This is a genomic window from Nocardia sp. NPDC050799 (genome assembly GCF_040654015.1).
Classification (GTDB): Bacteria; Actinomycetota; Actinomycetes; order Mycobacteriales; family Mycobacteriaceae; genus Nocardia.
This window is the reverse complement of sequence record NZ_JBFAHF010000005.1, coordinates 200,618-219,696: the sequence shown is the minus strand read 5'-3', so window position 1 is coordinate 219,696 and position 19,079 is coordinate 200,618. Positions and strand designations below refer to the sequence as shown.

General features: G+C 68.7%; 15 protein-coding genes and 1 pseudogene. 12 read left to right on the top strand and 4 right to left on the bottom strand.

Going from position 1 to position 19,079, the window contains the following annotated elements:
- Positions 1–184 precede the first annotated feature (184 nt).
- From AB0H42_RS07995 to AB0H42_RS07960, 8 genes and pseudogenes are all read left to right on the top strand, one after another.
- Positions 185–871, top strand: a complete 687-nt coding sequence (locus tag AB0H42_RS07995) for a response regulator transcription factor (protein WP_357051523.1) — start codon at positions 185–187, stop codon at positions 869–871.
- Positions 872–935: 64 nt separating this feature from the next.
- Positions 936–1,778, top strand: a pseudogene (locus AB0H42_RS07990) (serine/threonine-protein kinase); the annotation flags it as partial.
- A gap of 1,757 nt (positions 1,779–3,535) precedes the next feature.
- A complete protein-coding gene (locus AB0H42_RS07985) occupies positions 3,536–4,438 on the top strand; it encodes a hypothetical protein (RefSeq protein ID WP_357051519.1) in 903 nt (300 codons plus the stop codon).
- Positions 4,439–4,526: 88 nt separating this feature from the next.
- Positions 4,527–5,561: an ATP-dependent 6-phosphofructokinase gene (locus tag AB0H42_RS07980; RefSeq protein ID WP_063126910.1), complete on the top strand. Its 1,035-nt coding sequence runs from the start codon at positions 4,527–4,529 to the stop codon at positions 5,559–5,561.
- Positions 5,562–5,662: 101 nt separating this feature from the next.
- On the top strand, positions 5,663–7,048 hold the full coding sequence (locus tag AB0H42_RS07975; protein WP_357051515.1) for an alpha/beta fold hydrolase: 1,386 nt from the start codon (positions 5,663–5,665) through the stop codon (positions 7,046–7,048).
- Positions 7,049–7,091: 43 nt separating this feature from the next.
- Positions 7,092–8,600 (top strand): Asp-tRNA(Asn)/Glu-tRNA(Gln) amidotransferase subunit GatB, encoded by a 1,509-nt coding sequence (gene gatB / locus AB0H42_RS07970; RefSeq protein WP_357051512.1) that lies wholly within the window; start codon positions 7,092–7,094, stop codon positions 8,598–8,600.
- Between the two features lie 202 nt (positions 8,601–8,802).
- Positions 8,803–9,339 carry a helix-turn-helix transcriptional regulator gene (locus AB0H42_RS07965; protein WP_357051509.1) on the top strand — a complete coding sequence of 179 codons (537 nt, stop codon included), beginning with the start codon at positions 8,803–8,805 and terminating at the stop codon, positions 9,337–9,339.
- Positions 9,323–9,958 carry a GyrI-like domain-containing protein gene (locus tag AB0H42_RS07960; RefSeq protein ID WP_357051506.1) on the top strand — a complete coding sequence of 212 codons (636 nt, stop codon included), beginning with the start codon at positions 9,323–9,325 and terminating at the stop codon, positions 9,956–9,958. The genes AB0H42_RS07965 and AB0H42_RS07960 overlap by 17 nt, the downstream gene beginning before the upstream one ends.
- Before the next feature lie 10 nt (positions 9,959–9,968).
- Here AB0H42_RS07960 and AB0H42_RS07955 read toward each other — a convergent pair whose 3' ends face one another.
- On the bottom strand, positions 9,969–11,075 hold the full coding sequence (locus tag AB0H42_RS07955) for a PQQ-dependent sugar dehydrogenase (RefSeq protein ID WP_357051503.1): 1,107 nt from the start codon (positions 11,073–11,075) through the stop codon (positions 9,969–9,971).
- A gap of 338 nt (positions 11,076–11,413) precedes the next feature.
- Here AB0H42_RS07955 and AB0H42_RS07950 point away from each other — a divergent pair, with 338 nt between their 5' ends.
- Complete coding sequence (locus AB0H42_RS07950; RefSeq protein ID WP_357051500.1) at positions 11,414–12,106, top strand: DoxX family protein; 693 nt, start codon at positions 11,414–11,416, stop codon at positions 12,104–12,106.
- A 64-nt stretch (positions 12,107–12,170) separates the two neighbouring features.
- Here AB0H42_RS07950 and ilvD read toward each other — a convergent pair whose 3' ends face one another.
- On the bottom strand, positions 12,171–14,012 hold the full coding sequence (gene ilvD / locus AB0H42_RS07945; protein WP_357051497.1) for a dihydroxy-acid dehydratase: 1,842 nt from the start codon (positions 14,010–14,012) through the stop codon (positions 12,171–12,173).
- A gap of 150 nt (positions 14,013–14,162) precedes the next feature.
- A complete protein-coding gene (locus AB0H42_RS07940) occupies positions 14,163–14,801 on the bottom strand; it encodes a PH domain-containing protein (RefSeq protein WP_357051494.1) in 639 nt (212 codons plus the stop codon).
- 391 nt (positions 14,802–15,192) lie between these two features.
- On the opposite strand from AB0H42_RS07940, the gene AB0H42_RS07935 reads away from it, so the two are divergent.
- The 3 genes from AB0H42_RS07935 to ilvC all read left to right on the top strand — a co-directional run bounded on the left by AB0H42_RS07935 (position 15,193) and on the right by ilvC (position 18,731).
- Complete coding sequence (locus tag AB0H42_RS07935; RefSeq protein ID WP_357051491.1) at positions 15,193–17,118, top strand: acetolactate synthase large subunit; 1,926 nt, start codon at positions 15,193–15,195, stop codon at positions 17,116–17,118.
- Positions 17,115–17,618 carry an acetolactate synthase small subunit gene (ilvN, locus tag AB0H42_RS07930; RefSeq protein WP_063126766.1) on the top strand — a complete coding sequence of 168 codons (504 nt, stop codon included), beginning with the start codon at positions 17,115–17,117 and terminating at the stop codon, positions 17,616–17,618. The genes AB0H42_RS07935 and ilvN overlap by 4 nt, the downstream gene beginning before the upstream one ends.
- Positions 17,619–17,729: 111 nt before the next feature.
- Positions 17,730–18,731 (top strand): ketol-acid reductoisomerase, encoded by a 1,002-nt coding sequence (ilvC, locus tag AB0H42_RS07925; protein WP_357051686.1) that lies wholly within the window; start codon positions 17,730–17,732, stop codon positions 18,729–18,731.
- Between the two features lie 90 nt (positions 18,732–18,821).
- Here ilvC and AB0H42_RS07920 read toward each other — a convergent pair whose 3' ends face one another.
- Complete coding sequence (locus AB0H42_RS07920) at positions 18,822–19,022, bottom strand: hypothetical protein (RefSeq protein WP_357051487.1); 201 nt, start codon at positions 19,020–19,022, stop codon at positions 18,822–18,824.
- Between the last annotated feature and the right edge of the window lie 57 nt (positions 19,023–19,079).

Below are 19,079 nucleotides of genomic sequence, written 5' to 3'. Positions count from 1 at the left end.
TGCGGATCCATTGCCGGCGACGACCGTGAACCCAGAAGAGGAATTATGATGCGATACCTCCGCCTTCGCTGCGGCCTCCGGGGACCGCGTGGATCTGCTTCGCAGGAGGAATTATGATGCGATACCTCCGCCTTCGCTGCGGCCTCCGGGGACCGCGTGAACCCGCTCCGAAGGCGGAGTTTTGATGGGGGTGGCCGATAGCGAGCCGCAGGTGGTCGAGGTGCTGATCGCCGATGATCAGGAACTCGTCCGCGGTGGATTGCGGCGCATTCTGCGGCGGCGCGACGGCTTCCGGATCAGCGAATGCGCCGACGGTGACGAGGTGCTCGCGGCGGTCGCCACACACAGCCCCGATATCGTGCTGATGGATCTGCGGATGAAACGGGTCGGCGGCATCGAGGCCACCCGTATGCTGCGCGCCCGCGCTCCCGAACCCCCGGTCCTCGTTCTCACCACCTTCGACGACGACCAGCTGCTGTCCGGTGCCCTGCGTGCGGGCGCGGCCGGGTTCCTGCTCAAGGATTCCCCCGCCGAGGACCTGATCCGTGCCGTCCGCACCGTCGCCGCCGGCGGCGCCTGGCTCGACCCCGCCGTCACGGGGCGGGTGCTGTCCACCTACCGCACTACCGCCGCCGCTCCGGCCGCGTCCGTCGTGGCCGTCGAGCTGACCTCCCGGGAACGCGAGGTCCTGGCTCTGATCGGCCGCGGCCGGGTCAACAGTGAAATCGCGCACGCGCTCGGAATCTCCGAGGTGACCGTGAAATCCCATGTGGGTCATATCTTCGGGAAGCTGGGCGTGCGTGACCGCGCGGCGGCCATCGTCTACGCGTTTGACCACGGTGTGGTCTCCCCTGGACAATCCAGGGTCTGACGGGCAGCCCGGGTGCGATCCGCGGCCGGCTGAGACGGTGCCCGCGTGTGGAGAGGATGGACGGGTGCAGGCGCCTGGCTCCGAAGTCGGTCGGTGGTTCGGTCCCTACGAGCTGCGCTCACTGCTGGGTAAAGGCGGGATGGGCGAGGTCTACGAGGCCTACGACACCGTGAAGGAGCGGGTCGTCGCACTCAAACTGCTCTCCGACGCGCTCGCCGGCGACCCCGAGTACCAGATCCGGTTTCGCCGGGAATCGCAGGCCGCGGCCCGCCTCGCCGAACCGCACATCATCCCGATCCACGACTGGGGTGTCATCGACGGCCGCCTGTTCATCGATATGCGCCTGGTGCAGGGCGCCGACCTGCGGGCGCTGTTGCAGGCCGAGGGGCCGCTGAGCCCGCCGCGGGCGGTGAGCGTGATCGAGCAGATCGCCGCCGCGCTGGACGCCGCGCACGAGGGCGGTCTGGTGCACCGCGACGTGAAACCGGCGAATATTCTCGTCACCCCGGCCGACTTCGCCTATCTGGCCGATTTCGGGATCGCCCGCCACGAGAGCGATACGGGTGTGACCCAGGCGGGTGTGGCGATCGGTTCCTATACCTACATGGCGCCGGAGCGGTTCGACAGCGGCCCGGTGACCCCGCGCGCCGATATCTATTCGCTCGCCTGTGTGCTGCACGAATGCCTCACCGGGGCGACGCCGTTCCCGACGACCAGTGTGGGCGTGTTGATCGGCTCGCATCTGACCGCGCCGCCCCCGCGAGCAAGTGTGCAGCGAACTGGATTACCGGCCGCGCTCGATGATGTGATCGCATGGGGTATGGCCAAGGATCCGCACGAGCGTTTCGCTACAGCAGGTGAACTTGCTGTAGCTGCCCGTACCGCGCTGACCTCCCCGGCGCGCTCCTCGTATCCCACCGACCCGGAGCTACGGTCCGGCGAATCTCCCGCTACTCCCGGTGTGCCGAGTCCCTCCGGGCCACCGACCGGCGGCATTCCGACCCTGGTGGTCCGGATGCCGCGGGACGAGGGAGCGCCGGACCCGGCCACCACACTGCCCGCGATCATCCCCGGCGACCCGACCTCGTTCCGGCCCACCGAAACCGAGTTCACGCCGCTCCCGGCCGACGATCCCGCGGCCGCCGACCCCGAGGCCCCGGCCGGCGGAATCCGGCCGTTCCCGGATGCGCACCTCTACCAGAACGAGCAGTTGCACCCGGCCGCCGATCCGTCACAGTACGAGAATCCGGCCCCCGCGACCGGGGGTATGCCGGTGGCGGATTTCTACCCGCACGATCAGGCGACCCGCATCTACGGTGAACCCGGTTATCCGCTCCCCGGGGCCGAGGAGACCACCCGTGTCTTCCAGCCGGTGGACGAGCCGCACGCGCCTTACTCCGCTGAGGAGGCGACGCGCGCCTACCAGGCGATGGGCCAGGAGCCTGCGGGGCTCGCTTACTCTGCTGAGGACGCGCCGCGCGCCTATCAGCCGGTGGACGAGGAGCCTGCGGGGCTCGCCTATTCCGCCGAGGACGCGACGCGCGCCTATCAGCCGATGGGCCAGGAGCCTGCGGGGCTCGCTTACTCTGCCGAGGACGCGACGCGCGCCTATCAGCCGATGGGCCAGGAGCCTGCGGGGCTCGCCTATTCCGCCGAGGACGCGACGCGCGCCTATCAGCCGATGGGCCAGGAGCCTGCGGGGCTCGCCTATTCCGCCGAGGAGGCGACCCGGGCCTATCAGCCGATGGACGAGGCGCCCGCGGGGCTCGCTTACTCTGCCGACGAGGCGAGCCGCGCCTACCAGCCGCAGTACCCGCCGTCCGAACCGACCGGCCGCTACGACGCTCCGGCGCCGGGCGACAACTACGGCTACCGGGCCGACGATGCCGGGCCGGCCCCGGCCGACCCCTACGCGGCGGCCTACGAGGCCGGCTATCGCGACAGTTACGCCGCGAACGCGCAGGTACGCGATACCGCCCCCGGCGGCGGACGAAATAAAGTCGTTCCGATATCGACCGGGATCGGGGTGTTCGCGGTGGTGGTCATTCTCGCGGTACTCGGTATCCAATTCCTCGGCGGCTCCGGTGGCCCGGAATCCACCGGCGCCGCCGATACGACCGGCGCCGCCACCACCTCGGCGCCCGAACAGACCTCCGCGGCCGGTAGCAGCGCCGAACCCTCCACCACCACGTCCGCGCGTACCAGCACCACCACGTCGGCGACCACCACCACCCGCCGGGCCGATCTGCCCACGGGCGCGCAACCCTGTTCGGGATCGGCATCGGGCGGCTCCGAATACGGCTCGGCGGCAACCGGTACCGCGGTGACCAGCTGCGAGTTCGCCGAGGCGGTCCGGCAGGCCTACCTCGATCCCACCGTCGTCTCGGCCGAAGGCGATCCGGTCTCCGTCGAGGCCATCAGTCCGGTGACCGGTCAGGCCTACACGCTCGAATGCGTCGCCGCGGACGGTGTGGTCACCTGCCGGGGCGGGAACAACGCCGTCGTCTACCTCTACTGACCTGCCGGTCGACACGGAATCGGGCACTCGATTGCCGGTTCGGCGGGCTCATCCGATCCGGGCCGGGGCCGCCGATGGAGTACGGTTTCCCGACCGGGTACGAATCATCGGGACTGTGGGAGATCGCAAGAGCCATGCGGAGAGAAGTGTCGGCCGATAAGAAACGGGAACTCCCACTGGTTCGCCGCCTGCTCGCGGTCACCGTCTGCCTGCTCGTCGCGGCCTTCGCGTCGTCCTGCGGATCCGAGCCCGAGAAACGCCCGCTGACCACCTCGATCACCCAGGCGGCGGCCGAAGCGCCGGGCGGCAAGGTCTCGATCACCATTCCGGGCACGCTGGCCGCCGATTTCACGGTGCTCGAGCAGTCGGCGAAAGGAAAGCTGGGCCTGGCGATCATGCCGGTGGGCGGTGCGCAGTTGGTCGGACTGGGGAAGTGGACCACCGGTCCCGCCTGGTCGACGATGAAGGTCCCGCTGGTGGTGGCCGCGGAGCGGAAGAACCCCGGCGGTCAGTCCTACGCCGTCTCGGCCGCCATCACCGCGTCGGACAACTCCGCGGCGGACAGCCTGTGGTCAGCGCTGGGCACCCCGCGGGAGGCCGCCCAATCCGTGCAGGCCGTGCTGCGCGAGGGCGGGGACACTGCCACCGTCGTGGCCGAGAAGCCGAAGCGCGCGGAGTACTCGTCGTTCGGCCAGTCCGAATGGTCGCTCGCCGACCAGGTGCGGTTCGCCTCGAAACTGCCCTGCCTCCCGGGGTCGGACAAGGTCGTGCAGTTGATGGGTTCGGTCAGCGCGAACCAGCAGTGGGGCCTCGGCTCGGTGTTCGACGCGGCCGAGTTCAAGGGCGGCTGGGGGCCGGACACCGACGGCGCCTATCTGGTGCGTCAGTTCGGCCTGGTCCCGGCCAGCGGTGGTTCGGTGGCAATAGCGCTTGCCGCGCAACCGGATTCGGGCACCTTCTCCGACGGGATGAATCTCCTCGACGAGATGGCGGGCTTGATCTCGCAGCATCTGGGCGAGTTCACCGGCGGGTCCTGCCCGGCCCGATGAGGGGCGGGCCCGCGCGGTGCGCGGGTGTTACCGGACATTCACGGGCCCGACGCGGCAAAGGTGGCGCGCAGCGGGCAAGATGGGCGCCATGCGCATCGGAATCCTGACCGGAGGTGGGGACTGCCCGGGACTGAACGCGGTGATCCGCGCGGTCGTTCGTACCGCGAACGGCCGCTACGGTGACGCGATCGTGGGCTTCGAGGACGGATGGCGCGGATTACTGGAGGACCGCAAGGTCCGGATCCAGAACGACGATCGCACCGACCGCCTGCTCACCAAGGGCGGCACCATGCTCGGTACGGCGCGCACCAACCCCGATATCCTGCGCGCCGGCCTGGGGCAGATCCGCCGGACCCTCGACGACAACGGCATCGAAGCGCTCATCCCGATCGGCGGGGAGGGCACGCTGACCGCCGCCAGCTGGCTGTCCGAGGAAGGCGTTCCGGTGGTCGGCGTCCCGAAGACGATCGACAACGATATCGACTGCACCGATGTCACCTTCGGTCACGACACCGCCCTGTCCATCGCCACCGAGGCCATCGACCGGTTGCACACCACCGCGGAATCCCATCAGCGGGTGATGCTGGTCGAGGTCATGGGCCGGCACGCGGGCTGGATCGCCGTGCACGCCGGTATGGCGGCGGGCGCCCATCTGACCCTGGTTCCCGAACAGCCCTTCGACGTGACCGAGGTCTGCGCGCTCATCAAGAGCCGCTTCCAGCGCGGGGACAAACATTTCATCTGCGTGGTCGCCGAGGGCTCGCATCCCGCCCCCGATTCCGGGTTCGCCCTGCGGGAGGGCGGGGTCGACGAATTCGGGCACGAGCGATTCACCGGGGTCGCCCAGCAGCTGGGTGTGGAGATCGAACGCCGTATCGGCAAAGAGGTCCGCACCACGGTGCTCGGGCACGTGCAGCGCGGCGGAAGTCCCTCCCCGTACGACCGGGTGCTGGCGACCCGGTTCGGCCTGCACGCGGCCGAGGCCGTGCACGCCGGGCATTTCGGTCAGATGGTGGCCCTGCGGGGTACCGAGATCGGGCTGGTGCCGTTGCACGAGGCGACCAAACAGCTCAAACGTGTTCCGGCCGACCGTTACGACGAAGCCCGGGCCTTCTTCGGCTGAGCGCCGGCCGGCGGGCCGGATTCGGCGGTCCGGCCGAAATCCTCGGCGTGACCTCGGTGCTTCGCCCGGGTCCGGCCGTGGCGCGGGGATACAGTCGGACCATGCGCCATGGCAGGGGAGTGTTGCTGGTTGCGGTTCTCTCGATGCTCGTCCCGGTGTTCGCCGGTTGCCCGGGTGGCGCCGTCGACGACCGGGTGCGCGGGCAATGGCACGGGGCCATCGAGGTTCCCGGCGCGCCGGTCGTGGTCGCGGTGGACTTCACCGGCCGGCACAGCGGACGGATCGATATCCCCGCCGAAAAGGTCGCCGGCCGTGCCCTGGCCGGGGTCGTGGCCGAACCCGGGCGGGTGGAATTCGGGGTGCCGGATGCGCCGGGCGACGCGCGGTTCGCGGGCCGGCTCGACGAATCGGCCGATGCCATCGTGGGTGACTTCCACCAGGCCGGGCACAGTTTCGGGCTGAGGCTGAACCGCCGGCCGGTCGGGCCCCCGGCCCGTCCCCAGCGACCCGCGCCGCCGTACCCCTATATCTCCGAGGATGTTTCGTACCCGAGCGGCGGTATCACCGTCGCGGGCACCCTGACCCGCCCCGCGGCGGCCCCCGGCCCGCTGCCGGCGGTCGTCCTCATCGGCGGCAGCGGACCCCAGGACCGCAACGAGGGGATCGCCGGGCATCAACCCTTCCTCCTGCTCGCCGATACCCTCACTCGCGCGGGGTACGCGGTGCTGCGCACCGATGATCGCGGGGTCGGCGGTACCGGCGGCAACCTGAACCAGGCGAACTACACCGACCTGACCGGTGATGTCGAGGCCGGCCTGCGTTTCCTGCACGAGCGCCCGGAGATCGACTCCGGTCGTATCGGGCTGCTCGGGCACTCCGAGGGCGGTTATCTGGCACCGCTCGTCGCCGCGCGGCCCGAGAACGGGATCGCGTTCACGATCCTGATGGCCGCACCCGCCGTCCCGGGCACCGACATTGTCTTGGCCCAGGGCCGCCGGACCTTCACCGAGGCCGGCGCCACTCCCGAGCAACTGGACGCCCATCTCACCTTCCTGCGGGACTGGACCGCGGCGCTGCGGGCCGGCCTGCTCACCAGGGCGGCGCGGCTGTCGGAGACCTACAACCGCACGCTGCCGAAGGATCTGCGCACCATCTCCGAAGCCCTCACCGGGGAGAACACCCCGTATATGTCCGCGCTGGTCTCCCACGATCCGGCCCCCGCGCTGTCCGCGCTGCGGATACCGGTGCTGGCGTTCTTCGGGTCCAAGGATGTGCAGGTTCCGCCGGCACAGAACGCGCAGCCGATGCGTGATCTGCTGGGCGCCGGCCCGGACGCCACCGTCACGGTGCTGGACGGGCTCAACCATCTGATGCAGCCCGCCGGATCCGGCCTGCCCATCGAGTACGAGTCCATCGAGACGACCATCGACCAGGTAGCCCTCGATACGGTCACCGGCTGGCTCGGCGTCCGGGTTCGGGGGGACTGACCGCCCACCGAAGGGCCGCACCTGCTTGCATAGACTGTCTGCCATGAGCGCACCCACCGTCGAACTCATGGATTACGCCGAGGTCGTCACCCGGTACGAGCCGGTGCTCGGCATGGAGGTCCATGTCGAGTTGAATACCGCCACCAAGATGTTCTGTGGTTGCCCCACCACCTTCGGTGCCGACCCCAACACCCAGGTCTGCCCGGTCTGCCTGGGCCTGCCCGGTTCGCTGCCGGTGGTCAACCAGGCGGCCGTGGAGTCGGCGGTGCGGATCGGCCTGGCGCTCAACTGTTCGATCACCCCGTGGGGCCGGTTCGCGCGCAAGAACTACTTCTACCCCGACCAGCCGAAGAACTACCAGATCAGCCAATACGACGAACCCATCGCCACCGACGGCTATCTCGAGGTTCCCCTCGACGACGGCACCACTTTCCGGGTGGAGATCGAGCGCGCGCACATGGAGGAGGACACCGGTAAATCGGTGCACGTCGGCGGCGCGACCGGGCGTATCCACGGGGCGAGTCATTCCCTGCTGGACTACAACCGGGCCGGGGTACCGCTCATCGAGATCGTCACCAAACCCGTCACCGGCGCCGGCGATCGCGCGCCCGAGGTCGCGCGCGCGTACGTGACCGCCCTGCGTGATCTGCTGAAATCCCTGGATGTCTCCGATGTCCGGATGGAACACGGTTCGCTGCGCTGTGACGCCAATGTCTCACTCATGCCGGTCGGCGCCGAGGTATTCGGCACCCGCACCGAGACCAAGAACGTGAACTCGCTCAAGAGCGTCGAGGTCGCGGTCCGGTTCGAGATGCGCCGCCAGGGCGCGGTGCTGGCGACCGGCGGCGAGGTCATCCAGGAGACCCGGCACTTCCACGAGGCCGACGGCTCCACCTCCCCGGGCCGCCGCAAGGAGACCGCCGAGGACTATCGCTACTTCCCGGAACCCGATCTGGAGCCGGTCGCGCCCGATACCGCCTGGGTGGACGGGCTGCGCGGCACCATTCCCGAATATCCGTGGCTGCGCCGCGGGCGCATCCAGTCGGAGTGGGGTGTCTCCGACGAGGTGATGCGCGATCTGGTGAACGCCGGTGCGCTCGACCTGATCATCGCCACGGTCGATGCCGGCGCGCCCGCCAAGGAGGCGCGTTCCTGGTGGGTCGCCTACCTCACCGAGAAGGCCAACGAGCGCGGTGTCGCGCTCGAGGACCTGCCGATCACGCCCGCGCAGGTGGCCGAGGTGATCGGCCTGGTGGAGGCCAAGACGGTGAACAACAAGGTCGCCAAACAGGTGGTCGACCTGGTGCTCGACGGTGCGGGCGATCCGGCCCATATCGTGGAGAGCAAGGGCCTGGGCATGGTCAGCGACGACAGCGCGCTGCAGGCCGAGGTCGACAAGGCGCTGGCCGCCAATCCCGATATCGCCGACAAGATCCGGTCCGGCAAGGTGCAGGCCGCGGGCAAGATCGTCGGTGATGTCATGAAGGCCACGCGAGGCCAGGCCGACGCGGCCCGGGTCCGCGAACTGGTCCTCGCCGCCTGCGGCGGGTAGCTTCCCGAAATTCCGGAACCGGCCCGTCCCGCCTCGCGCGGGGCGGGCCGGTGCGTGTTGTGGGCGGGTAGGGAACGTCTGCGGCCGGGCGCCTCCGCCTCCACCTCCGCCGCTGCCGGGGACGCTCCGGGGACGCTCCGGGGACGCTCCGGGGACGCTCCGGGGACGCTCCGCCCAGCTATTCTAGTGCTAGAATAGTTGCGTGGAGCTCACCTCGTCGGAACTCGTCGTCCTCGGTCTGCTCATCGAGTCCCCACAGCACGGCTACGACTTGGAACAGGTCATCGAGCGCCGCGGGATACGGCAGTGGACCGAGATCGGGTTCTCCTCGATCTACTACCTGCTCACCAAACTGGAGAAACGCGGGTTCGTGCACGCGCCCGAGGCTCCCGCCGCGGCGAAGGGCCGACGTGTCTTCCACGCCACCGCGGCGGGGCGGGAGGTGGCCACCCGTGCGGCGCTCGCGCTCATCGCGGAACCGCATCCGGTACCGAATCCCTTTCTGGTGGGTGTCTCGAACCTGCCGCTGCTCGCCGAGCCGGAATACGCGCGGGCACTGGTCGAACGGCTCGGGCAGGTGCAGGCGCGTATCGCCGCGATCGAGGCGGCGGCCTCCGCGCAATCCCCCCTCGCGCTACCCGCGCGCGAGGTCTTCTCCTATTCGCTGAGCCTCCTGGAGGCAGAGAGGTCGTGGCTCGCGCGGCGAGTCCAGGTATCCGATGGTGGACAAGACGGCTGACAAGATCGACTTCAAGAAGGAGATCGAGGCCTATCGTGCCCGGCAGGGCCGATTTCAGGTGGTGGACGTGCCCGATCTGCAGTACCTCATGATCGACGGGCACGGTGATCCCAATACCGACCCCGCCTTCGCGCACGCGACCGAGGCGCTCTACCCCCTCGCCTACGCACTCAAGTTCGCCAGTAAACGCGAGCTCGGACGCGACTATGTCGTCATGCCGCTGGAGGGTCTGTGGTGGGCCGACGATATGGACTCTTTCACCGCCGCGCGTGACAAGTCCCGCTGGGACTGGACGTTGATGATCATGGTCCCCGACTGGATAGAGCCCGGCCTCTTCGCGGCCGCCGTCGAACGGGTCGCGGCCAAGAATCGACCGGCGCGTCTACTCGATGTGCGCCTGGACGGCCTGTCCGAGGGGCGCTGTGTGCAGACGCTGCACATCGGCTCCTACGACGACGAGACCGAGGTGCTGGCCCGGATGCATCACGAATTCGTGCCGAACAACGGGTTCCGAATGGTCGGCCGGCACCACGAGATCTATCTCGGTGACGCCCGCAAGGTGGCGCCCGGGAAACTCCGCACGATCCTCCGGCAGCCGGTCGCCGCGCGGAATTCCTGAAGCGCATTCTCTAGTCCGGTCCGCCCCCACCGGCGGCCGGTGGTGGAATGCGCACCACCCGGTCGTCGTTCGGCGTCGGCTCGCCACCATCGGATTTGTTCGCCGTCGATACCCAGATGGTCCCGTCCATCGCCGGGGACGCGCCGAGCAGGCGGCCGTACTTGTTGGAGACGAAAACGCTCGGGGGCGCGGTGACCGCGAAGGTCTGGGGGTCCGGCGCGGCCATCGCGAGCGCTTTCGCGTCGGTCAGCGAGATCGCCACGCCTTCGGGCGTCACCGCGCACCCGGCCACTCCCGGCCGGTCGGGCCAGGTCCAGGCGGTGGTGACCACACCGTCGGGGCCGATCCGCTGGAGCCGGTCCATGGTGGGGGTGCGGTCGGTGATCCAGATCTGGTCACCGCCGAGGCAGATATCGCCGGCCGAGCCGATGCCGGCGACCGCGACCTCGGTGGGCGCGTCCCCATTGGAACTCGGATTGTTCACCCGCAGCAGTTTCCCGGCCCGGCTCCCGGGATCGGCGGCCGCGGCGGGATCGCCGGTATCGCCGGTGAGCACCAGCATCTGATCGGGTTTCGACCATTCGATCGCACCGCGATTCCCGGTGGCGCCCTTCGGGATTCCGGTCAACACCGGTTTCGCGGGCCCGCCTTCGGCGAAGCGCACCACCCGGTTGTCGCTGGGCGTGGTGACATAGGCGTAGATCAGCCCGTCCTCGGCATAGGTGGGGGAGATCGCGATATCGCTCAACCCGCCGTCGCCCGCGGGGTCGACATCGACCCGGGCCACTTCGATCGGCTGCTGCTCCGGCGCCACCTGCAGGATCCGCCCGGTACGGCGTTCGGCCACCAGCGCGTACCCGCCCATCTCGACCAGCCCGCCGGTGGTGTCGAGGCAACTCACCACCACGGCCGGATCCGGGTCGATACACGGACCGCTGGGCCGGGTGGTGGAGCTCTCGGAATGCTCGGGTTTCTTCGGCTCGAGTTCCGCGCCCTCCAGCGTCGGTTCCGGGGTGAACGGACTGGATGCGGAATCGTCGAATCGGGCGCATCCACTGAGCAGCAACGCTCCGAGTACCAGCCCCACCGTCACGCGCCGCGCGCCAACCGACCTCATAATCTCCCAACGTAGTGGAAACGACGCCGCCCGTGCCCCGAAGGCCCCGCCGCGGCGAGAAGCGTCCATTCGGAGCGGTTCGTCCGGGCTGTGACACGGGGCCGGCGCATGGCACGGACACGCCGCCGATTCAGCCGGTGCCGGGCGGTTCGTCGGCTTACTGTTGAGGAGTGAGTGCCAAGGCGAGAAACGGGTCCGCGTCCTCCGAGGCCGCGGGGCCCGGGAATCTGTCTACCGGAGAGCAGCGCGCGGTATCGACCACCGCGGGCGGGGTCGGGAGTCCCTACGATTCCCCGACCGGCCAGTTCCCCTCAGTGGCCATGACGAAGGAGATCCCGGTGAACGCATCGGCGACCACCGGTGGCACACCGGCCGATACGCCGGGTCCCGGCGGCCCCGGCGACCCAAGAGGTCGCGACGACGCCTACAACGCCAGCATCCCGCCGGCCGGTAATCAGCCCAACAGGGGACTGCGCCGCCGCAACGGCGATTTCCGCCGCGGCACCCTCGACTTCGGCCTCTTCATCCTGCGACTGGTCGTGGGAGCCACGTTCCTCTACCACGGCCTGCAGAAACTGACGGGCTGGTTCCACGGCCCGGGCCTGGACGGCACCAAAGCCATGATGGAGAGCAGCGGCTGGCAACATCCCTCGCTGGCCGCCGCCCTGGTGACCGCCGGCGAGGTGGGCGGCGGAGCGCTGCTGATCCTGGGCCTGGCCACCCCGCTGGCCGCGGGCGCGGTGCTGGCGGTGATCCTGGACGCCTGGTTCTGGAAGCAGGGTATGCATCCCGGGTTCCAGTACAAGGCCGGTCCGGGCGCGGTCGAGATGGAGAGCATCCTCGCCGGCACCGCGGTCGCCCTCATCTTCACCGGGCCCGGACGCTGGTCACTCGACCGCGGGCGGGGCTGGGCGGTCCGGCCCGGGGCGGGATCGTTCGTGGTCTTCGTATTGGCCGTCGCCGCCGCGGTGCTCACCTACTGGTGGCTCCAGAACGGCAATCCGCTGACCGGTATCGGTCCCTTCGACTGACCTCGCGAAACGAACAAGGCGCCCCCCGGTTTTGGGGAGCGCCTTGTTCGTTGCGGCGGGCGGGTCAGGGCACCTGCCGGACCGCGCCCTTGTCGGCGGAGGTCGCCAGCGCGGCATAGGCGCGCAGCGCGGTGGTGACCTGCCGTTCCCGGTTCTGCGGCTGCCACGGCCGCTCGCGGGCCTCCATCTTGGCCCGGCGTTCGGCCAGCACCGCCTCGTCGACGACGACCTCCAGGGTGCGGGTCGCGACATCGATGCGGACCCGGTCACCGTTCTCCACCAGGCCGATCACACCGCCGCTGGCCGCCTCCGGCGAGATATGGCCGATCGACAGACCCGAGGTACCGCCGGAGAACCGGCCGTCGGTGATCAGGGCGCACTGCTTGCCCAGGCCCGCGCCCTTGAGGAACGCGGTCGGATGCAGCATCTCCTGCATCCCCGGTCCGCCGGCCGGACCCTCGTACCGCACCACGAGCACATCACCGGGCTGGATCTTCTTGCCCAGGATCACCGAGACGGCTTCCTCCTGGGACTCCACCACCACGGCGGGGCCTTCGAAGGAGAACAGATCCTCGTCGATACCCGCGGTTTTGAGCACCGCGCCGTCGACCGCGAGATTGCCGCGCAACACGACCAGCCCGCCCTCGGCGGTGTAGGCGTGTTCGATATCGCGGATGCAACCGCCCGCGGCATCGGTGTCCAACGACGACCAGCGGTTCTCGGTCGAGAAGGGTTCGGTGGTGCGCACCCCGCCCGGTGCCGCGTGGAAGAGTTCCAGTGCTTCCTCGGACGCCTTGCCGGACCGGATGTCCCAGGTGTCGAGCCATTCGTCCACCGACGCGCTGTGCACGGTCGTCACCCCGGTTTCCAGCAGACCGGCCCGGTGCAGCTCACCGAGGATGGCGGGGATACCGCCGGCCCGGTGCACGTCCTCCATGTGGTAGTCCGAGTTCGGTGCCACCTTCGACAGGGTCGGCACCTGGCGGCTGATGGTTTCGATGGTGTGCAGATCGAAATCGATCTCACCCTCCTGCGCCGCGGCCAGCGTGTGCAGGACGGTGTTGGTGGACCCGCCCATCGCCACGTCCAGGGCCATGGCATTGCGGAAGGCCTTCTCGTTCGCGACATTGCGCGGCAGCACCGAGGCGTCGTCGTCGCGGTACCAGCGGGTCGCGATATCGACGACGATCGTCCCGGCGCGCTCGAACAGGGCACGGCGCGCGGCATGGGTGGCCAGCGTCGACCCGTTGCCCGGCAGCGCCAGACCCAGGGCCTCGGTGAGGCAGTTCATCGAATTGGCGGTGAACATGCCGGAGCAGGAACCGCAGGTCGGACACGCGCTGCGCTCGACCTCGCTCAATCCGTCATCGGTGACCGCCGGATTCGCGCTGGCCGAGATCGCGGTGATGAGGTCGGTCGGGGCCTGCGCGACCCCGCCCACAACCACGGCCTTCCCGGCCTCCATCGGCCCGCCGGAGACGAAGACGGTGGGGATGTTCAACCGCATGGCGGCGTTCAGCATGCCCGGGGTGATCTTGTCGCAGTTGGAGATGCACACCAGCGCGTCGGCGGTATGCGCGTTCACCATGTACTCCACCGAATCGGCGATGATCTCCCGGCTGGGCAGCGAATAGAGCATGCCGCCGTGACCCATGGCGATTCCGTCGTCCACCGCGATGGTGTGGAATTCCCGTGCTACCCCGCCCGCTTCCCGCACCGCGCCGGCCACGATCTCACCGACGTTCTTGAGATGCACGTGCCCGGGCACGAACTGGGTGTAGGAGTTGGCGATGGCGACGATCGGCTTACCGAAATCGGAATCGGTCATACCGGTGGCCCGCCACAGGGCGCGGGCGCCGGCGGCATTGCGGCCGATGGTGGTTGTTCGGGAACGAAGCGGTGGCATGAGTGTCCTCGGTCGGGTCGCGGGGCTGAAAGTTGCGACAGCGCCGTATCGCCCGGCGCGGGGACCGCGGTCGGGTGCGATCGGCGATTTTCCAGGCTACTCCCGTTCGGAAGTGGGCCCGGGGCCGGTATCGGCAGCCCAGGAGGTGGGTCAGGAGTCGTTGGAGTCGGCGCCGGTCTTTCCGGAGCCACCGGCCGCGGGCCGGTCGGACGTCGAGTCGCCCGGCGCCGCATCCCGGGAACCCGCGTCACGCGGCGTCGCGTCATCGGCTGCGGCGTCGGCGGGTGCCGAGTCGTCGGACGTCGCGTCGGCGGGCGCGGGGCTGCCGGCTTCGGTGCCGGGCGTCGCGTCGTCGGTGCCGGGGGCGGCGTCATCGGACGCGGTGACGTCGGTGGTGGCAGTGTCGGAGGCGGGCGGGGCCGGGTCGGGGACCGCGAACGGGTCCGGGATACGCCCGCCGGAGGCGTCCACCAGGTCACGCAGCCGGTCGTAGCTCACCGCCGGCAGCGGCACCTCGCTGTCGTCGCCCAGATGGACGCGGACGAACCCCCGTTTGGGGATGCTCAGGCCTTTCACCTGTGCCCAGTCGATGTGCCGGGAGGAGAAGACCGAACGCAGGTCAAGTCCGGCCGGCGAGACCGTCGTCTGTGTCCGTACGATCCAGACGAGCACGGCAAGGGGGATCAGCGCGAGCCAGAAGAACCCGGCCGGCCAGCCGACGATGGGGAAGAACACGCACATCGCGAGAATGAACACGCCGAGATAGGACAGACCTGTCGTGCGGATCACACGCCGCGGTCCGGGCGGCGCCGTATCCGCACCCGTTACCTCCGCGGCAGCGGGGTTGTGGGACGATTCAGGAGGTGGCACGGACTGATGCGGTGATGACACCTCACCATCCTCGCATCATGGTGGACCGGCGTGAGCACCCGCTACCTTCCCACATAATGGGAAGTCGGCGGTCAGCTGTTTGACTCCGCACCACACGCACACATACCGTCATGCGCGTGAATCGAAACGAGTTGCTCGTAATCGGCCGGCGCGTCCAGCGCTGAGCCAGACGATCCGGAGTCGAATACGTCAGCTCGCACTGCGACGCGCCACCCTCGAACAGCCGCCGGCTGTCGGGGGCTTTTTTATGTCGGGACCAGTGAACGACAAGCAGTAAGGAACCAAGACGGTGAGCGCACCAACTACCCGGCCCGGGCCCGCGGCCCGCAGGCCCGCGCCTTCGAACCCGTCGGCTCCGGCCGGCGCTCCGACCACCCCGGCGAATCGCCGCCAGGTCCCGCCCGAGCGGGTCACCGGCGCGCAGTCCGTCGTCCGCTCCCTCGAGGAGCTCGGCGTCGACACCGTATTCGGCATTCCGGGTGGCGCCGTTCTCCCGCTCTACGATCCGCTGTTCGATTCCACCAAGGTGCGCCATGTGCTCGTGCGGCATGAGCAGGGCGCCGGCCACGCGGCCACCGGATACGCCCAGGCGACCGGCAAGGTCGGGGTGTGTATGGCGACCTCCGGTCCCGGCGCGACCAATCTGGTGACCCCGATCGCGGACGCCCAGATGGATTCGGTGCCGATGGTCGCGATCACCGGTCAGGTCGGCCGTAGCCTGATCGGCACCGACGCCTTCCAGGAAGCCGATATCTCGGGCATCACCATGCCGATCACCAAACACAATTTCCTGATCAAAGAGGGCGCCGATATCCCGCGCATCCTCGCCGAGGCCTTCTACCTGGCCTCCAGCGGACGGCCCGGGGTGGTGCTGGTGGACATCCCCAAAGATGTGCTGCAGGAGCAGACGACCTTCGGCTGGCCGCCGGAGATGCGGCTGCCCGGCTACCGTCCGGTCACCAAACCGCACGGTAAGCAGGTGCGCGAGGCCGCCCGGCTGATCGCCGAGTCCACCCAGCCCGTGCTCTACGTCGGCGGCGGTGTGATCAAGTCCGAAGCATCGGCCGAACTGCTGGAGCTCGCCGAGCTCACCGGTATCCCGGTGGTCACCACCCTGATGGCGCGCGGCGCGTTCCCCGACAGTCACGAACTCAATATGGGTATGCCGGGTATGCACGGCACCGTGGCCGCGGTGGCCGCCCTGCAGAAATCGGATCTGCTGGTCACCCTCGGCGCCCGGTTCGACGATCGCGTCACCGGAAAGTTGGACTCCTTTGCGCCCGGCGCCAAAGTGATCCACGCCGATATCGACCCGGCCGAGATCGGTAAGAACCGGCACGCCGATGTGCCGATCGTCGGCGACTGCCGCGAGGTGATCACCGAACTCATCGAGACCCTGCGCGCCGACCCGGCCGGTTTCGAACTCGACCTGACCGCCTGGCGGGCCTACCTCGACGGCATCCGCGACTCCTATCCGCTCGGCTGGAGCAAGCCGTCGGACGGGTCGGTGTCGCCGGAGTACGTCATCGAGACCCTGGGCCGCCTGGCCGGCCCCGACGCCATCTACTGCGCCGGCGTCGGCCAGCACCAGATGTGGGCCGCCCAGTTCATCAAGTACGAGAAGCCGCGGACCTGGCTGAACTCCGGCGGCGCCGGGACCATGGGGTACGCGGTTCCCGCCGCGATGGGCGCCAAGATGGGCCGGCCCGACCGTGAGGTGTGGGCGGTCGACGGTGACGGCTGCTTCCAGATGACCAATCAGGAACTCGCCACCTGCTCGGTGGAGGGTGTGCCGATCAAGGTCGCGCTGATCAACAACGGCAACCTGGGCATGGTCCGCCAGTGGCAGACCCTGTTCTACGACCAGCGCTACTCCAATACCGACCTCAAGACCCACGGTCTGCGTATCCCCGATTTCGTGAAGCTCGCCGAGGCCTTGGGCTGCCACGGCATCCGGGTGGAGAGGGAAGAGGACGTCGAGGCCGCGATCCGCGAGGCCCAGTCGATCAACGACCGTCCCGTGGTGATCGATTTCATCGTCGGCAAGGACGCCCAGGTGTGGCCGATGGTCGCCGCCGGCACCAGCAACGACGAGATCATGGCCGCGCGCGGTATCCGCCCGCTGTTCGACGAGGACGAGCAGGCCGCCGAACCCGCCATCATCCACGAGGCCATGAACCGCGAGCAGGCCGAGACCGAGGGGAACCCGTCATGAGCACCACCCACACCCTCAGTGTCCTGGTCGAGGACAAGCCCGGCGTGCTGGCCCGGGTGGCCAGCCTGTTCTCCCGGCGCGGATTCAATATCGAATCGCTGGCCGTCGGCGCGACCGAGGTCAAGGAGATCTCCCGGATGACCATCGTGGTCACCGTGGACGATCTGCCGCTGGAACAGGTCACCAAACAGCTCAACAAGCTGGTGAACGTGATCAAGATCGTCGAACAGGACCCGGAGTCCTCCGTGGCCCGCGAGCTGATCCTGGTGAAGGTTCGCGCCGACGCCAGCGTGCGCACCCAGGTGATCGAATCGGTCAACCTGTTCCGCGCCAAGGTCATCGACGTCTCGCCCGACGCGCTCACCGTCGAGGCGACCGGCACCCGGTCCAAGCTCGACGCGCTGCTGCGCATGCTCGAGCCGTACGGCATCCGGGAGATTGTGCAATCCGGGGTGGTGGCCGTGGGCCGCGGACCCAAGTCGATCACCGCCACCCGCTAACCCGTGGCCGGGCGCACCCCGCACCCGGCCACGTTATGTGCCTCGTTTACCGTTTCCCGCGTTTCGCGGGTTCGAATAAGTCAGAAGGGATACCACCAAGTGGCAGTCGAGATGTTCTACGACGACGATGCCGACCTGTCGATCATCCAGGGCCGCAAGGTCGCGGTGATCGGCTACGGCAGCCAGGGTCACGCGCATTCGCTGAGCCTGCGCGACTCCGGCGTCGAGGTCCGCATCGGCCTCAAGGAAGGCTCCAAGTCGCGGGCCAAGGCCGAAGAGGCCGGGCTCACCGTCGGCACTCCCGCCGAGGTTTCGGAGTGGGCCGACGTCATCATGCTGCTCGCCCCCGACACCGCGCAGGCCTCGATCTTCACCAATGACATCGAGCCCAACCTGAAGGACGGCGACGCGCTGTTCTTCGGGCACGGCCTCAACATCCACTTCGGCCTGATCAAGCCGGGCGCCGAGATCACCATCGGCATGGTCGCCCCCAAAGGCCCCGGCCACCTGGTGCGCCGCCAGTTCGTCGACGGCAAGGGTGTCCCCGCTCTGATCGCCATCGAGCAGGACCCGAAGGGCGAGGGCCAGGCCTTGGCGCTGTCCTACGCCAAGGGCATCGGTGGCACCCGCGCCGGCGTCATCAAGACCACCTTCAAGGAAGAGACCGAAACCGACCTCTTCGGTGAGCAGGCCGTGCTGTGCGGTGGCACCGAGGAACTGGTGAAGACCGGTTTCGAGGTCATGGTCGAGGCCGGCTACGCCCCGGAGATGGCCTACTTCGAGGTGCTGCACGAGCTGAAGCTGATCGTCGACCTGATGTACGAGGGCGGTATCGCCCGGATGAACTACTCGGTCTCCGACACCGCCGAATTCGGTGGCTATCTGTCGGGCCCGCGGGTCATCGACGCCGACACCAAGAAGCGGATGCAGGACATCCTCAAGGACATCCAGGACGGCAGCTTCGTCAAGCGGCTGGTCGCCAATGTCGAGGGTGGTAACAAGGAGCTCGAGGGCCTGCGCAAGCAGAACGCCGAGCACCCGATCGAGGTCACCGGTAAGAAGCTGCGCGATCTGATGAGCTGGGTGGACCGGCCGATCACCGAAACCGCGTAGTCCGGACACCACATCGATGGGTCCGTTCGCAAGATCGCGAACGGGCCCATCTGTGTGTTCGGGAGGGCATGGTTCGCCGGCGGGTCCCACTCAGTCGAGTACGGCGAATGCCTCGACCTCGACCAGCACATCCGGCTCGAACAGGTAGTCCACACCGATCTGGTGCCCGAAGGGAACTTCAACGAAACCAGGTGTCATGCCGGAAACCGCGCCGCTGCCATCGGGTACCCGCAACTCACCCACAACCACCGCGAACTGCTCGATCAGGTCCTCGACAAATGGTCGCTCCAAATCCTCGACGCGCTGTGCGAGCTCGACGATTCGGTGTCCGGGAACCAGCGGCGGAGC

Bases quoted from the DNA above. Each gene is read 5' to 3' on its own strand.
- AB0H42_RS07995 (WP_357051523.1), top strand. From the start codon at position 185: ATGGGGGTGGCCGATAGCGAGCCGCAGGTGGTCGAGGTGCTGATCGCC.
- AB0H42_RS07980 (WP_063126910.1), top strand. From the start codon at position 4,527: ATGCGCATCGGAATCCTGACCGGAGGTGGGGACTGCCCGGGACTGAAC.
- AB0H42_RS07975 (WP_357051515.1), top strand. From the start codon at position 5,663: ATGCGCCATGGCAGGGGAGTGTTGCTGGTTGCGGTTCTCTCGATGCTC.
- gatB (WP_357051512.1), top strand. From the start codon at position 7,092: ATGAGCGCACCCACCGTCGAACTCATGGATTACGCCGAGGTCGTCACC.
- AB0H42_RS07955 (WP_357051503.1), bottom strand. From the start codon at position 11,075: ATGAGGTCGGTTGGCGCGCGGCGCGTGACGGTGGGGCTGGTACTCGGA.
- ilvD (WP_357051497.1), bottom strand. From the start codon at position 14,012: ATGCCACCGCTTCGTTCCCGAACAACCACCATCGGCCGCAATGCCGCC.
- ilvN (WP_063126766.1), top strand. From the start codon at position 17,115: ATGAGCACCACCCACACCCTCAGTGTCCTGGTCGAGGACAAGCCCGGC.
- ilvC (WP_357051686.1), top strand. From the start codon at position 17,730: ATGTTCTACGACGACGATGCCGACCTGTCGATCATCCAGGGCCGCAAG.